The 15,878-nt window shown below is 70.2% G+C and carries 11 protein-coding genes; 5 read left to right on the top strand and 6 right to left on the bottom strand.

Going from position 1 to position 15,878, the window contains the following annotated elements; genetic code table 11:
* Positions 1-7: 7 nt before the first annotated feature.
* On the bottom strand, positions 8-814 hold the full coding sequence (locus ON19_RS01630; RefSeq protein ID WP_043685388.1) for a methyltransferase domain-containing protein: 807 nt from the start codon (positions 812-814) through the stop codon (positions 8-10).
* A gap of 161 nt (positions 815-975) precedes the next feature.
* Between ON19_RS01630 and ON19_RS01635 the strand changes: the two genes are divergently transcribed.
* From ON19_RS01635 to ON19_RS01645, 3 genes are all read left to right on the top strand, one after another.
* Complete coding sequence (locus ON19_RS01635) at positions 976-1,551, top strand: HhH-GPD-type base excision DNA repair protein (RefSeq protein ID WP_043685392.1); 576 nt, start codon at positions 976-978, stop codon at positions 1,549-1,551.
* Positions 1,552-1,673: 122 nt separating this feature from the next.
* Positions 1,674-2,384 (top strand): DUF8020 domain-containing protein, encoded by a 711-nt coding sequence (locus ON19_RS01640; RefSeq protein WP_043685395.1) that lies wholly within the window; start codon positions 1,674-1,676, stop codon positions 2,382-2,384.
* Between the two features lie 344 nt (positions 2,385-2,728).
* On the top strand, positions 2,729-4,003 hold the full coding sequence (locus ON19_RS01645) for an ROK family transcriptional regulator (protein WP_043685400.1): 1,275 nt from the start codon (positions 2,729-2,731) through the stop codon (positions 4,001-4,003).
* A 60-nt stretch (positions 4,004-4,063) separates the two neighbouring features.
* Here the strand turns inward: ON19_RS01645 and ON19_RS01650 are convergent, their stop codons facing one another.
* Positions 4,064-5,695, bottom strand: a complete 1,632-nt coding sequence (locus tag ON19_RS01650; RefSeq protein WP_043685404.1) for a DUF2207 family protein — start codon at positions 5,693-5,695, stop codon at positions 4,064-4,066.
* A gap of 76 nt (positions 5,696-5,771) precedes the next feature.
* On the opposite strand from ON19_RS01650, the gene ON19_RS01655 reads away from it, so the two are divergent.
* A complete protein-coding gene (locus ON19_RS01655; RefSeq protein WP_227954558.1) occupies positions 5,772-6,902 on the top strand; it encodes a neutral zinc metallopeptidase in 1,131 nt (376 codons plus the stop codon).
* A 7-nt stretch (positions 6,903-6,909) separates the two neighbouring features.
* Here the strand turns inward: ON19_RS01655 and ON19_RS01660 are convergent, their stop codons facing one another.
* The 4 genes from ON19_RS01660 to ON19_RS01675 form a co-directional block, all read right to left on the bottom strand.
* The gene (locus ON19_RS01660; protein WP_043685411.1) at positions 6,910-8,226 is read right to left on the bottom strand and encodes an ammonium transporter; all 1,317 of its coding nucleotides are present in this window, start codon (positions 8,224-8,226) and stop codon (positions 6,910-6,912) included.
* A gap of 94 nt (positions 8,227-8,320) precedes the next feature.
* Positions 8,321-9,010 carry a TetR/AcrR family transcriptional regulator gene (locus ON19_RS01665; protein WP_043685414.1) on the bottom strand — a complete coding sequence of 230 codons (690 nt, stop codon included), beginning with the start codon at positions 9,008-9,010 and terminating at the stop codon, positions 8,321-8,323.
* On the bottom strand, positions 9,007-11,253 hold the full coding sequence (locus tag ON19_RS01670) for an MMPL family transporter (RefSeq protein WP_043685418.1): 2,247 nt from the start codon (positions 11,251-11,253) through the stop codon (positions 9,007-9,009). Before ON19_RS01670 ends, ON19_RS01665 begins: the two co-directional genes overlap by 4 nt.
* An 80-nt stretch (positions 11,254-11,333) precedes the next feature.
* On the bottom strand, positions 11,334-12,152 hold the full coding sequence (locus tag ON19_RS01675; protein WP_043685422.1) for a hypothetical protein: 819 nt from the start codon (positions 12,150-12,152) through the stop codon (positions 11,334-11,336).
* 452 nt (positions 12,153-12,604) lie between these two features.
* Here ON19_RS01675 and ON19_RS43535 point away from each other — a divergent pair, with 452 nt between their 5' ends.
* Positions 12,605-15,877 (top strand): DNA polymerase III subunit gamma and tau, encoded by a 3,273-nt coding sequence (locus ON19_RS43535; protein ID WP_227954559.1) that lies wholly within the window; start codon positions 12,605-12,607, stop codon positions 15,875-15,877.
* The last annotated feature ends 1 nt before the right edge of the window (position 15,878 follow it).

The raw sequence follows: 15,878 nt of genomic DNA on the forward strand, positions 1-15,878 counted from the left end.
GCCCGGGTCAGCGCGGTTTGTGCGCGAGGACGGCGAACATGGTCACCGAGAGATGGATGTCGCCATTGGCCGCGCCCGCCTCGAGGTCGCCGAGCAGTTGCTCGCGCTGTGCCTCGGTGATCGAACCGCGCGCGACCGCCATCGCCGAGATCCTGGTGACCAGCGAGCCCACACCGACGCTGCGGTCCTGCACCAAGGCTTGCGAGCCGATGTCGTCGACCACCAGGCCTGCCTTGGTGAGCAGACCGGGGAGGTGACGGCCCGCCAGCGGGTTGGTGGTGGCCGACACCAGGGTGTCGATCACCTCGCGGACGACTCCCCGGTCACCCGGGTGCATGATCGCGGTGCCCCAATCGCTGTCCACCACGACGACGCGGCCACCCGGACGGAGCACGCGCGCGATCTCGTTGGCCGCGCGGGCGGGGGCGGTCAGGTGCTGGAAGACGCGCTCGCACAGGACGGCGTCGAAGCTTTCCGCGCCGAACGGCACGCCATAGGCGTCGCCGGAGTGGAATCTGGCCGTGGAGCCCGCCTGCTCGGCGCGGCGTTCGGCGGAGGCGAGCAGATGCGGGTCCGGCTCGACGCCGACCGCGCTGCCGGTCGGGCCCACCGCCTCGGCGAAATTGATGACCTCGGTCCCGGTGCCGGAGCCGATGTCGACGGCATGTTCGCCGGGCCGCAGCGCGAGCGCTTCGTGCGCCCAGGTGCGCAAGCGGCGGATGCCGGGAAGCGCGGCCTGTAGGTCACGCACGTCGACGAGCTGGTCCTGGCCGGCTCGGTCGAACCGATCGGGGCGCAATGCGTATGTGTTCATGGGCCCGTGTCCATCCATGGCCGTCGTAGTCGGTGTCGCCGTCATCGGAGGCATGGCCTGGAGCCTACGCGGCACGTCGTCTACCCGCGCGTAGGGGATGTGAGGTGGGTCACTAATGTGGAGGAACCCAGTACGGCCTGAATACCCGGAGAGGCTCGACAGTGACTCGCACGCTACGCCTGGCGCAAGACGCCGAGGCCGACAAGCTACTGACCGAGGACCATTTCGCCACACTGCTCGGCATGCTCCTGGACCAGCAATACCCGATGGAGCACGCCTTCCGCGGCCCGAAGAAGATCGCCGACCGGATGGGCGGCTTCGACATCCAGCGCATCGCGGAGGCCGATCCGCAGGAGTTCGAGGAGCTCGCCGCGACACCGCCCGCGATCCACCGCTACGGCCGGTCCATGGCCCGGCGTGCCCAGGAACTGGCTCGCTACGTCATCGAGCACTACGACGGCAAGGCCGAGAACATCTGGACGGCGGGCGACCCGGACGGCAAGGAAGTGCTGCGCCGCCTGAAGGAACTTCCCGGCTACGGCGAGCAGAAGGCGAAGATCTTCTTGGCCCTGCTGGGCAAGCAGCGCGACGTGCGGCCGGAGGGCTGGCGCGCTGCGGCGGGCGCGTACGGCGACGAGGGCTCGCGCCGGTCGGTTGCCGACGTGACGGACGCCGAATCCCTCGCGCAGGTAAGGGAATTCAAGAAGCAGGCGAAAGCAGCAGCCAAAGCGAAGTAGGTCGGCCGTAATTCGCGGGTTGCCTATTTGAAATCGTCTTGCGTTTTTTCCTCGTTCTCGCGGAGTCGGTACCGGATGCTTTTGCCTGGAACGGCTCCACCTGAGATGAGGGATTGCAGGACATGAGGATGAGGAAGCTCGCCGTGGTGGCGGCGCTGGTGACCATCGCGACCGCAGTGGCCGCGGGTACGTCCGGCGCCGCGCCGGCGGAGGAAAGCGCCGAAAGCGCAATCAATTTCACCGCGTATTCGACAGATAGTCAGTCGATCGTCGAAACCGACGCGGGTTCGCTGGTCGTCGAGGACGAGGTATTCAAGGTCAAGGCGTCCAACGGTACCGTGCTCGCGGCCCAGCCGCTGCGGTTTCAGCTGGAGGATTTCGAATTCCCCATCGCCGCACAGATTTCCGGCCGCAGCGCCACGCTGACGCCGCTGTTCGACCGGGAGCACGCGGTCTACAAGCCGGTCGCCCTGCCGTACGAGGACAAGGCGCCGTGGAAGACCGAGTACGACCGTGAGGTCGCCGCCTGGACCCGCCTGACCAGCACCATTGCTGCCGGTGCGACGGTCGGCACGCTCGTCGGCGGCCTGGCGGGCGGCGCCGTCGGTTGCGTGCTCGGCGGCATCGCGGGCGCCACCGTGGCCTCCGCCGCGATCGTCGGCCTGTTCGGCGCGTTCATCCCGGCCGCGGCCATCGGCTGCCTCGGCGGCATCGTCGCGGTCGGCGCGCTCGGCACCCTCGCGGGCCAGCTGCTGGTGACCGCTCCGGTGGCGGTCGCCGCCGCGATCCAGTACTTCACGACGATCAACCAGCCGTTCAACGCACCGAAGTAATCCTTCCGCGTGAAAAGACCCCGCCCCGCAAGCCCCTTCGGGGGAGCGGGGTCTTTTGCGCGTGCTCACCACCTGGGGAAACAATGTGCGGGTGCACACAACGGCGCGTCGGGGGTTGGTGCGTCGCGGAAATCGGTGTTAATTTTGATGACATGTCTGCCGGCCGACCGAACCTCCTGCGCGTCACTTACGTGACCGCCGCGCTGGGTCTGCGGCTGCCATTGACGCGCGAACTGTGTCGCCTCTCTTGCTGCAGCTGAGCTCGTTTTCCTGCTCATTTGCTGCCTCGCCGCCCATGTAGGCACGTCCCGTTGGATTACGGGACTTCAGCAAGGATCTGCACAATGTCCCTTCCCGCCCTCGAACGATCCGGCTCCAGGGTTGCGGCCGCCCGTGCCCGCGTTCAGCGTCCGGTCGTCGCTCCCGAACTGCGCATCGCCGACAACCCGGCGGCCGCGGTGTTGCGCTCCGCTACCGGCGGTCCGGTTTCCCGCGACAACGCCGCGCACACAACGGGTTTGAGTATCGCCACGGTCAATCGCCAGGTCTCCGCACTGCTGGCGGCCGGCCTGCTGCGGGAACGCCCCGACCTGACGGCCTCGGGCGCGGTCGGACGCCCCCGCGTCCCCTTCGAAATCGATCACGAGGCCTACCTGACCATCGGCATCCACATCGGCGCCGTGGTCACCAAGATCGTCGCCGCCGATCTGCGCGGCCGCATCCTCGGCGGCCTGGCCATCGCCACCCCGCAGACCGGTCAGGAATTCGCCACCACCACCGTCGCCCGCAGCGCGAAAGCGTTCCTGCAGCGCTGGCACCGGCGCAAGGCGCTGTGGGCCGGCGTCGCGATCGGTGGCCGGGTCGATCCGCTCACCGGCGTGGTCGACCACCCGAAGCTGGAATGGCGCGGCGCGCAAGTCGGTTCGGTGCTCGGCGAGGTGCTGGAGCTGCCGGTCTCGGTGGCGCCGCACGTCGAGGCGATGGCCGGGTCGGAGCTGCTGCTGCCCACCGGCGAGCCGAAGGATCAGGCCCGCGTCGAGCGGGGCAGCAGCCTGTACTTCTACGTGCGTGAGACCGCCGGTGTCGCAGTCACTTTGGACGGTCGCGTGCACACACCGAGCAACGGCCCCGGATCGATCGCGCATCTGCCAACGGGCTCGGACGTCGAATGCACCTGCGGACGGCGTGGCTGCTTGGAGGTGACCGTCGGCGATCGGTCGCTGCACTCCAGGGCCGTCGGCCGCGGCATCATCCCGGCGCACAACGGAACCGCGGGCTCGACCATCGCCGACCTGTACCGGGCCGCGGAGGCCGGTTCGGAATCCGCGCGCGAGCTGCTCGCCGAACGGGCCACCATCCTCGGCCACACCGTGGCGATGGTGCGCGACATGCTCAACCCCGATCGGGTGATCCTCGGCGGCCAGGCCTTCACCGGCTACCGCCCCGCGGTCGCGCATGTGGCGCGGGCGTTCAACCAGGGGTCCACCCTGCCGCCCACCGACATCCGGATCAGCGGATTCGGCGGCAAGGTACAGGAATACGCCGCGGTGGTGACCTCGCTGAGCGTCCTGTACGCCGACCCGCTCGCGGCGGTCCGGCGCACCGCGTCGAACGACTGAGCAAACGAGAAAGGGCGACCGGCCGCAGCGGCCGGTCGCCCTTTTCGTGCGTGTACGGCGTTACCGATGCGGGTCGCCCGCGGTCGCGAACAGCCCCTCCAGCGCGGTGATGAAGAACGGGAAGTGGCCCGCGAAGCGCTGCAGGTTGCGGTCGCGTTCGAAGCCGCCGAACCAGTAGAGGCCGGGTTGCGCGTCGGCCGACGGATCGAGATCGCGGAAGGCGCGGATCCAGTTGTCGGCGCGCGCGCCGAGCACCATGAACGGCAGCGCCCGGGAGAATACGGTTTCCTGGTCGATCGGCGGGATCTGTTCGCGCCGAGTCGTTTCCAGGCCCCGCTGGAGTGCGCGGATCTGCCGGGCGAGCTCCAGCCCGCGCGCCGTGCGTGCGGGCAGGTACTTCGGCGTGAGCAAGGTCGCGACACCGCCGAGCGCGATGGCGACACCGACCAGGGCATGCCCGGAGGTGAGCGCGAGCGCGACGGTCGCCGCGACACCGGCCACGACCAGCGCGCCGCCGAGCCACACCGCGAAGCCGGGCTGCCTGCGGTCCAGGAAGTTGCCCCGGGCCACGGCGTCGGCCACCAGCGCGGTGCGTACCGGACCGGAGGTCACGCGACCCGGTTTGCGCAGGTCGGCCAGTGTCACCGCGTCGGAGCCGTCGGGCAACAGCGCGTGGTAGACGGCCTTCTCGTAGTCGCGCAGCTGGTCATCGGGGGTGTTCACCCGGGTGATCCGCCAGTCGCTGTCGCTGAGCGGGGTGATCCGGATGTACCGGCGCACCGCGAGATCCACCACGGTGGCGGCGATGTCGACCGGATCGACATACCCGTCCAGCAGCAGGCCCGCCTCGCCGGGCAGCGCGCCGTCCGGCGAGGTGAACTGCACGCGATCGCCGTCGCGCAGCAGCGGGTCGATCGTCTCCGAACCGCCGTGCATCGCCGCGTCCTGGCGGCGGGCGCGCAGCACGAAGGCGACCAGGCCGGCCAGCGCCACCAGGAGGACGCCGAACGCCACGAGCACGGGGGTGGTGATCGTGAACGGGCCCGCGTCGCCGCTGTCGCGCACGTCGGCGTTGTTCGGCACGGTGCCGGGCGGCAGTTGCAGGGTCAGGTCGATCGCGTCGCCCTTGTGCAGGTCGGTCTGCTCGAGGAACAGGACGCCGTCGGCCTCGATCTTGACGTCGGCGCACGGCCGGGTGTTGCCGGGCGGGCCGAGTTTGCAGTCGACGATGCCCATTTCGAAGCTCGGGCTGATCAGCGAGGCGCTGATGGACGCGATGTCGGTATTGAGCACACCGAGCCAATGGAATACCTGGGTGCCCGGCGCGCCGCTGACGGTGTTCCGCACGGAGTACCGGAAGGTGGATTCGCCGGGCCTGGCCTCGATGGTGAACTGGTCGTTCGCGACTGTCGCGGTGCCCGCGCCCTCGGTGTCCACGTCGGTGACGCGGAAGACGCGCTCGGCGTCGTCGCTCACCTTCAGCCGCAGCGGAAGCGACATCCGGAAGGAACCCTCCGGCGGTACCGAGACCTGTTCGACCACTTCGAGGACGCCCTCGCGGTTCAGCTTCAGATCGGCGGTGATGGTCACGCCGTCCGGCGCGGGCTGGGCCTGGGCGACCGGGGCCGTCGCGGACAGTCCGACGACGGCGAGAAGCAGCGCGCCTAGGGCGGCCCCCCGAAAAGTCAGCATGGCTGCTTACTCTAGACAGCTTGCTATTCTGCGTCAGCGGCTGTCGGCGATCACTAGGACGAGGGGGTACGGGGGCGTGACACAACCACCGTACGGACACGGACCGGTCCCGCACGGGGGGCGTCCGGTTCCGCCGCCGCCCGGCTACGGTGCGCCCTATGGCCCGCGGCCGGGCTACGGTCCGCCACCTGGGTACGGCCCACCGCCCGGCTATGGTCCGCCGCCCGGATATGCCCCGCCTGCTTACGGTCCGCCCCCGGGTTACGGCCCGCCGGTCCCGCCGCCGATGCCCTACGGCCCGCCGGGACGGCCGCCCTACCCGCCGCCGCGCAAACGCGGTGGCGGCGGATGGGTGGTGCTGCTGGTGGTCGTCGTGTTCCTGGTCGCCGCGGGGCTGGTGCGCAACGCCATCTCGGTGGGACGCAACGACAGCGACGCGTCCGGCCCGCAACCGAGCTTCACGTTCGACGCCCAGCCGGACGGCTCGATCGGGCCCTCGGAAACCGGCAACAATCCGCTGCTGACCGACCCGAGCGCGACGCTGATCCCGGCGCGATGCGACTACGCGCGGTGGGGCACGCAGGTGGACGCCGCCCGCAAGTTCTTCGAAAGTGCCGCGTCGTGCCTGGAGACGGCATGGAAACCCGTGCTGCGCAAGGCGAACCTGCCGTTCCAGCCGCCGTCGCTGAACGTCAGCGCGACCACGGCGGGCATCACCACGCCGTGCACCGGCTCGACCAGCAATTTCGCCGCGTTCTACTGCCCGGCGAACAAGACGATCTACATGCCGATCAGTCAGTTGCAGACGGACTACTTCAAGGACAACTGGGTGGTGTACCTGTCGGTGTTCGCGCACGAGTACGGGCACCACGTCCAGGCGATGTCCGGCATCCTGCGCAAGGCCAACAGCGAGCGGGCGGACGCGGGACCGCGCACCGCCAAGGGCCTGGAGTTGTCCCGCCGGGTCGAATTGCAGGCCAACTGCTTCGACGGCATGTACCTCTCGTCCTCGGCGGAGGGCGGCTCGCTGACCGATCCGCAGCTCGCCTTGGCCCGCAAGGACGCCTACGGGCGCGGCGACCAGGCCGGGGACATGCGCGACCACGGCTCCGCCGAGAACGGCGGTCAGTGGTTCGAGACAGGTGTGGACAAAAACCGTGCGGCGCAGTGCAATACGTTCACCGCGTCGGCGAGTTCGGTGAGCTGATTGCCGATCAGTCCCGCTGATCGTCGTCGAGCGGGCGATCGGAGTGCGGACGCCCGAAATGCCCCTCGCCGAGACGGCGTGGCGCGTGTCCGTGCACTCCTTCGGCATACGCCGTCTCGGCGTGCAGGGCGAAGTCGATTCCGGCGGTCTCGTCCTCCTTGCTGACCCGGAATCCGACGAGCAGGTCGATGCCCTTGCCGAGCGCGAACGAGACGCCGAACGCGTAGGCCGCGACGACGAGCACCGCCACCAGCTGCTTGCCCAGCTGAGCCAGGCCACCGCCGAAGAACAGGCCATCGACGCCGCCGGTCATCACCTGGGTGGCGAGCAGTCCGATCAGCACGGTGCCCACGATGCCGCCGACGAAGTGCACGCCGACCACGTCGAGCGAATCGTCGTAACCGGCTTTGAACTTCCAGCCCACCGCGAACGAGCACACCACGCCCGCCGCGAGCCCGACCAGCAGCGCGCCCAAGGTGTTGACCGACCCGCACGAGGGCGTGATGGCGACCAGACCGGCCACCACGCCGGACGCGGCGCCGAACGTGGTCGGCCTGCCGTCACGGAGCTGCTCCACCGCGAGCCAGCCGAGCATGCCGAGACACCCCGCCACCAGGGTGTTCAAGAAGACGGCCGCGGCAAGGCCGTTGGCGGCCAGCGCCGAGCCCGCGTTGAAGCCGAACCATCCGAACCACAGCAGGCCCGCGCCGAGCAGCACGAAGGGCAGGTTGTGCGGGCGCATCGCGTCGGTCCTGAACCCGATGCGCGGGCCGAGCACCAGCGCGAGGGCCAAGGCCGAGGCGCCGGAGGCGATCTCCACCACCAGCCCGCCGGCGTAGTCCAGCGCGCCGAACGAGGCGAGCCAGCCGTCCGGACCCCACACCCAATGCGCGATCGGCGCGTATACCGCCAGCGCCCACAGCGGCACGAAGATCATCCACGCGGCGAACTTGGCGCGGTCGGCGATCGCGCCGCTGACCAGCGCGGCGGTCAGGACGGCGAAGGTGAGCTGGAACGTCGCGAACAACAGCTCCGGCACCGAGCCGCGCACCGAGGTCGGGTCTATGCCTGCCATGCCGAAGTGGCCGAGATCGCCGATCAGGCCGCCGCCCGCGTCGTCGCCGAACGCCAGGCTATAGCCGAGCAGTAGCCACACGACCGTCACCAGCGGGATCGCGATGAAGTTCATCATCAGCATGTTGAGCACGCCGGTCGAGCGCACCATCCCGCCGTAGAAAATCGCCAAGCCCGGGGTCATCAGCAGGACCAGGGCTGTGCTGATCAGTAACCAGGCGGTGGCCGCCGGATCGATGGTTGCAGACACGGGTTCACTCCTTCCGCGCGCGTGCGCTGCGAGGAAGTTACCGAACGGTCGCTCGCGGCCCGACAGCCGATCGGTCGAAGCGGGTTTCCACGGTTCAGGCCGGAGACCGGCCCTGCCGGACGCGGCGCAGCCACTCGGTCACTGCCTCCGCTGTCGGCGGGTCGGTGCCGATCAGGTCGAGCACGCTGTAGCCGAGGCACGCGGCGCCCATCACGCGCGAGGCGACGGCTTCGGCATCGCCCCAGGGCAGGAAGGGTTTGGCGAGCAGCAGGGAGGTGATGCCGTGGGCCACCGACCACAGCTCAAGCACGATCGGCAGCGGGTCGCGCGGCGCCATCGTCCCGTCGTCCATGCACTTGCGCACGGTGGCCGCGAAATGCTGGAAGGCCCCGCTGGTGAGGACCTGGTCCACCGCGCCTCCGGTGTCGGTCGGCGCGGTCGCCAGCCGGTACTGCTCGGGATGCTCGAGGGCGAAGCGGACGTAGGCCATGCCTTGATCGTGTAGCTGGGTCATCGGGGAGGTGGTGGGATCGGTGGCGGCGCGCATCGCGTCGGCGAGATCCTCGAAGACCTGCGCGACGACCGCCTCGATGAGTTCGTCCTTATCGGCGAAGTGCCGGTAGATCGACGGCGCGCTCACCCCGACCAGCTCGCTCACGGCGCGGATCGAGACCGCGTCGGCGTGCCCGGTCCTGCTGAGCAGTTCGGCTGTCGCGCGCAGGATCTCCTCCCGCAGCTGTGCGCCGGAACCGCGCGGCGACCGCGGACGCCTGCCACCGATCATGCGCGTCCCGCGGTTTCCAGCGGGCGGGCGGCGATGTCCTCCTCGCCTTCGGTCAACCCGATCTTGGCGTGCAGGCGGGCCAGCGGTGCGGGCGCCCACCAGTTGGCCCGGCCGAGCAGGCGCATGAGCGCGGGCGCGAGCAGGCCGCGGATGATGGTGGCGTCGACGAGCACGGTCAGCGTGAGGCCCAGGCCGAGCAGCTGCATGAACGACACTTTCGAGGTCACCAGGGCGCCGAGCACGATCGCCATCAGCAAGGCGGCCGCGGTGAAGATCCGGCCCGTGCGGGCCAAGCCGACCGCCACCGCGCGGGTGTTGTCGTGCGTGGCCAGCCATTCCTCGCGCACCCGCGACAGCAGGAACACCTCGTAGTCCATGGACAGGCCGAAGGCCAGGCAGAACATCAGGATCGGCATGGTCGGCACCAGATAACCCACCGGGGTGAACCCGAGCAGTCCGGACAGGTGGCCCTCCTGGAACACCCACACCATCGCGCCGAAAGCGGCCGCCAGCGACAGCGTGTTCAGCAAGAGCGCTTTGATCGGCAAGACGACGCTGCCGGTGAACAGGAACAGCACGACGAACGTGGTCAGCGCGATCAGAGCGGCGGCGAGCGGTAGCCGGGAGGCCAGGGCGTGCAGCGAATCGGCGTTGGCCGCCGCCGCGCCGCCGTAGAGCGCGTCGCCCGGCGCCGGGATCGCCCGGACCTCCTTCAGCTGACGGTCACCGGCGGGCGAGAAGGGGTCGAGCTTGGTGGCCACACTCAGATAGGTCCCGGTGTCGTTGACCATTCCGGGCGGAGCTGCCGCGACTCGCGCGCCGCTCGCGTAGATCCCGGCTCCGGACAGCACCGCGGGCACGCCGTCGACCTTGGACAGTTCGGCGGCGTACCCGCCGAGCGCCGCGACGTCGCCGCGATAGCCGTCCAGCACGATCGTGGTGCTCGCGACCGGATCGGCCTGGGGGAACTCGGTGCGCAGGGCGTCGCCGACCTGGCGGCTGGAGGCGGTCTCCGGCAGCACCCGGTCGTCCGGGTAGCCGAACTGCACCGAGAGGAACGGTGCGCCGAGCGCCAGCAGCAGCGCGATGATCACGATGGCGACCGGCGCCGCGTGCCGCATGACCACGCCGGCCAGCCGGTACCAGCCGCTGTCCTCCGGCGCACGCGGGCCTGGCGCGGGCGCGCCGCGGCGGAACAGGCGTCGCAACGGAGCCCGCAGGTCGAGGGAGTTCACGCGGTGTCCGAGCAGGACCAGCGCGGCGGGCAGTACCACGATCGAGGCGGCCGCCGCCGCGGCGACGACAGCGACGCCCGCGTAGGCGAAACTCTTCAGGAAGTATAGGTCGAACACGCTCAGTACGGCCATCGACAGCGCGACGGTGAGCGCGGAGAACAGCACCGTGCGCCCCGCGGTCTGCACGGACCGGATGGTGGCCGCCGTTGGATCGAGGCCGTGCGCGAGTTCCTCGCGGAAGCGGCTGACGATGAACAGGCTGGAGTCGATGGCCAGCGCCAGGCCCATTGCCGTCGTCATGTTCAGCGCGTAGATCGAGACATCGGTGAACAGGGTGAACAGGCGCAGGATCGCCAGCGTCGCCAGGATGGCGAAGATGCCGATGGTCAGCGGGAGGGCGGCGGCGACGAGGCTGCCGAACACCAGGATCAGCACGATCATCGACAGCGGCACCGCGACGCCCTCGGCCAGCGCGAGGTCGCGAGTGGTCTGCTCGGTGACGTCGTGGTAGATCGCGGCGATGCCGCCTTGCCGGACTGTGACGCCGTCGGAGACGCCGGCCAACTGCCGCTCCAGTTCGCCCGCGGTCTGCTGAATCTGCGTTTCGTCGCCCTCGAGGTAGGCGACGACCAGGGCGCTCTTGCCATCGGTGCTGCGCAACGCGTTCGCCAACGGCTGCGGCGTGGTCCAGTAGGACTGGACGCCCTGCACGTCCGCGCGCGTCTTCAGCGCATCGGCCAGCCTGACACCAGCCGCTTTGGTGGCCGGATCGTCCGCGCCCGCCGCGGAACCGACCAGCAGGACGAAGTTGGGCGCCGCGCCGGCGAAGTTGTCCGCGATCAGCTGATTGACCTGCGCGGATTCGGCGTCGTTGGAGGTGAAACCGCCGGACTTCAAGTGCGCGGGCGCGGTGGCGCCGAAGACGCCGCACAGCAGGGCGATGGCCAATGCCGCGGCCAGCACGGTGCGCGGAGATCGGGTGGTGAAACGGGCAATCCGGGTCAGCATCGCGGCTCCGCTCGTTAGGTTAACAGCGTTAGGGTAACGCTGTTAACCTATGGTGTCGACCCCGCGTGATGCGCCCGACGTCAGCCGCGAGACTTACGGATGGCCCGCAACCCCCTGCGCCCGGGCACGGGGAGGTCCTCCTGCATCTCCACCCACTCCGCGGTGGTCAACCAGAGCTGCTGGACGCGGGCGTCGGCGGTGTTGTGGAAGATCCGGCGGCCCCGGTCGTCGCGCAGTTCTTGCGCGACCACCGACCAGCGCGGCGCGCGGCCGTGCTCGTCCAGGTAGTCGGCGAGGTATGTCGCGATCGCGGTGCCGATGGTGTTCACCGGGCGCAGCGAGACCCGGTTGCCGTACTGGGCGGCGTAGAAACGCCGTGCGGCGCAAAGGGATCGGGGGTTGGCGTTCGAAGCGATCCACCCGGCGCGCTGGGCCCGCTCGATCAGCCAGAGGTGTTTGACCGCCGACGGCGCGATATTGCCGACACGGGTGCGGATCAGCGTCATGATCTGCTCGCTGCACAGCACGTCGCGGCGGGTGGGGCCGTAGCCGTGCGCGGTCCAGTGCGCGTCGGCGAGTTTGGCGAGTGCCCGGCCGAAGTCGTCGATGCTGCGCTGCGCGCGCCTGCCGAGACGTTCGATGCGCTCGGCCTCGCGCCGCATCTCGTTCTGCGCGGTGAGGGTGCGGATCGCGGCCATGGTGGGCACCTGGCCGCGTTCGAGGAGCTCGAGTATGGCGGCGGCGGTGGCCGGATCGGCTGCCGCGGTGACCGGCAGCGAGTCACGCTTGATCGCGAACTCCTGCGGGCTGATGGCGCGGCTCAAAAGGGCGACGGCGGAGCGGTCGCCTGCGAAATCGGTGCTGGACAGCCAGGCGGCGGCGATGTCGTCACACGACACGGTGGACGGTCCTCCGGTGGAAGTGGGGATTGGCGCTGGTCACCTGTGGGCCGAGCTCTGTTGGTTGTGCCCCGGTCGGGATGAGGGACCGGCCGGGGTCACCAACCTGATGAAGGTTTGGCTACCGAAGTTGCCGAATGCCACGTTAGCCAGCCGATTGCATCGGTGTCACCATTGGTGACGGTTTCGTTATCTCCAAAAAGTTGGGATAAAGCGGGGTGTGAGTTCATATTTTCCAGATCGGCGGGGGTGGCGTGGCCGCGAAGTTCCGAATTCGCGCGCTCGGCATGAGCGATAGCTCGAAGGTTGCCATCTCTGTATAGTCCGGTTGGCCGCCGAAGAAGGCAGCGTGCCTGTTGTGACTTGTATCACATCTATGGGCGCCGCACCGGCCCGGAACGGCGCACCAGGCGGGAATGTCCTTTGTCGGTGGTCGCCGGTAACCTCTGGCCGTGGCTCTGTACCGGAAGTACCGACCGGCAACGTTCGCTGAGGTGGTGGGTCAGGAGCACGTCACCGACCCGCTGAGTATCGCGCTCGACACCGGGCGGATCAGTCATGCCTATCTGTTCTCCGGTCCGCGCGGCTGCGGCAAGACGTCGTCCGCGCGCATTCTCGCCAGATCGCTGAACTGCGCGGAGGGGCCCACTTCGACGCCGTGCGGCACCTGCCCGTCCTGCGTCGCGCTCGGCCCCGGCGGTCCGGGCAACCTGGACGTCATCGAACTCGACGCCGCGAGCCACGGCGGTGTCGACGACACCAGGGAATTGCGCGACCGCGCCTTCTACGCACCCGCCGAGTCCAGATACCGCGTGTTCATCGTGGACGAGGCGCACATGGTGACCACCGCCGGATTCAACGCGCTGCTCAAGATCGTCGAGGAGCCGCCGGCGCATCTGATCTTCATCTTCGCCACCACCGAGCCGGACAAGGTGCTGCCCACCATCCGCTCGCGCACGCACCACTACCCGTTCCGGCTGCTGCCGCCCGCCACGATGCGCGGCCTGCTCGGCCGGATCTGCGAGCAGGAGCACGTGCCGGTCGAAGAAGCGGTGTACCCCTTGGTGATTCGCGCAGGTGGTGGTTCGCCGCGCGATAGCCTGAGCGTGCTCGACCAACTGCTGGCGGGTGCGGGCCCGGAGGGCGTCACCTATGCCCGCGCGGTCTCGCTGCTCGGCGTCACCGACGTGGCATTGATCGACGACGCGGTCGAGGCGCTGGCCGCCGACGACGGCGCCGTGTTGTTCGGCACCGTGGACCGGGTGATGGAGGCGGGCCACGACCCGCGTCGTTTCGCCGTCGACCTGCTCGATCGCTTCCGCGACCTGATTCTCCTGCGCGCGGTGCCCGACGCCACCGAACGCGGTCTGGTCACCGGCCCTGGCGACGTGCTCGAGCGGATGCGTGACCAAGCCGCGCGACTGGGCTCGGCCACCCTGACTCGTTACGCCGAGCTGCTGCACGAAGGTCTCGGGGAGATGCGCGGTGCGACGGCGCCGCGACTGCTGCTCGAAGTCGTCTGCGCGCGCATGCTGCTGCCGTCGGTGTCGGACACCGAATCCGCCACGCTGCAACGGTTGGAACGGCTGGAGCGCGGTCTGGCGGGTGGCTCGATCGCCGCTGCCCCCGCCGCGTCCTCGCCGGCTGCCCCTACCCAGCCGCCGGCTGTGGGCGGGTCCCCGTCGAAGCCGCCCCGCCGCCGGGGGGCAGAGGCGCTGGCCGCGATTCGCCGGGAGAGCCGGGGGACGGGTAGTTCAGGGGGCGCTTCGGAAGCCGGAGGTGCTGCCCCCGCTGGAGGTGCGGGGCAGGCCGGTGGTGCGGCGATGTCGAAGGGTGCCGGAGGCTCCTCGGTTGGTGCAGCTGAGACCGGTGGCTCGGAGGGGCTGGTGCGTGCGGGAAGTGCCGCCTCCGCCGAAGGTCCGGCGCAGGCTCGTGGTGCGGAAGGTGTCGTGGGTGCTTCGCCCGCTGGAGGTGGGGGGCGGGCTGGTTCGGAGGGGCCGGTGCATGCCGGAGGTGCTGCTCCGGCCGGAGGTCCGGCGCGGACTGGTGGTGCGGAAGGTGCGGTGCGTGCCGGGGGTGCTGCTCCGGCCGGGGGTGGGGGGCAGGTTGGTTCCGCGGGGCCGATGCGTGCGGGAGGTGCCGCCCCCGCCGAAGACCAGGCGCGGACCGGTGGTCCGGAAGGTGCGGTGCGTGCGGGAGGTGCTGCTCCGGCCGGAAATCAGGCGCGGACCGAGAGTGTGGAGGGGGCGGGGCGTGCCGGTGGTGTATCCGCGGAGGCCGGGAGCGCGGATAGTCCCGCGCCGGTCGGACGGGGGGGAAGCCCGTCGTCCGGTGCTGGCGGTTCTACTGCCGTAGTGCCTGGTGGCGGAGCCTCTGGCGGTGGTGGCGAATCCGCGGGCGCCGGAGAAGGTCGTCGGCCGACATCCGCTGATCGTGCGTCGGCCATGGACTCGGTTGCGCCGGGTGCGGGTGTCGAGGGCGGCGCGGATCGTATGGCGCCGGTCGCCGAGCCGGGCTTCGATGCCGGATCCGGCAGCGGGTCGGCAGGGATGACGTCGGGAGGGCCGGGTGCGCCCTCGGGTACCCCGCAGAGTGGAACGGACGAAGCGTCCGGGGTGCCTGACGCCGCCGTCGCCCGCGGTGCGAGTGCGGGAGCGGGGCGCCTTCCTTCCGAATCCGAGGCGCCGCAGCGGATTTCCGACGATGTCGCGGGTTCGGGGCTTTCTCCGGCGGCTCAGGCAGCCCATTCTCAGGCATCGAGCGCGCAGGTGTCGGGCCCGGCCGCCGGGCGCGACCCCGTGGCCGCCGATTCGACTGCCGTGCGAAGTTCTGCCGCCGGGCAGGGCGATCAGGATCGATCCGACGTGTCTGCGTCGCGCGTGCCCGACGCGTCTGAGTCCCGCGCGACCGGCGCGACCGGCGCGCCGTCATCGGAGCCCGCCTCCGGTCCTTCGCCGAGCGGTGACCTGTTGCGCGAGGTGGAAGCCGCCTGGGCGGATATCCGGGCCAAGGTGCGCGAGTTCGGCGCCGCCGTGCAGGCGATGCTCGCCGGTGCGTCGGTCGCCCGGGTGGAGGGCGAGGTCATCGTCTTCGCCCATCAGCACGCGCCGCTGGCGCAGCGATTGTCCGATCCGCGGAATCTCGAAGCGGTCCGGTCCGCGGTGCGGGCGGTGCTCGGTCGCGACCACGAGGTGCGCTGGGAAGCGGGCGGTGCGACGCCACGTCCCGCGGCCGCGCCCCGGTCCGGCGGTGCGGGGAACCGCACCCGCGGGCAGGCGGGCAATCAGCCGGGACGTGAATCCGGCAACGCGGCAGGCCGTGCTCCGGACGCCGCCGCCCCGCCGCGGTTCTCACGCCCGAGCCAGACCCGGAACGCGGGCGCCGACAAGCCGGGCACCGCGGGGCGCTCGCGCGCGACCGGCGCGAACCCGCGCCCGTATCCCGCGGACGACGACATCCCGCCGCCCGACTACCCCGACCTCCCGGACGATCCCGGCCCCGCGGACTATCCGCCGCCGTACGACGCCGAACCGAGCGGAAACGACGCCGCGAGCAGCCGCGGCCGGGGCGGTGACGGCGTTGTCCCCGCCGCGACGCCGGAAGAAGAGCAGGAGATGATGGCCGCCGCGGCCGACCCGGTCGCTCCCGGCGACCGGCGCGATCCGGACGAGGTCGCCCTCGAATTGCTGAAGAGTGAGCTGGGTGCCACACGGCTGGATGGTTGAC

The organism is Nocardia abscessus NBRC 100374 (assembly GCF_000308455.1).
Taxonomy (GTDB): Bacteria; Actinomycetota; Actinomycetes; order Mycobacteriales; family Mycobacteriaceae; genus Nocardia; species Nocardia abscessus.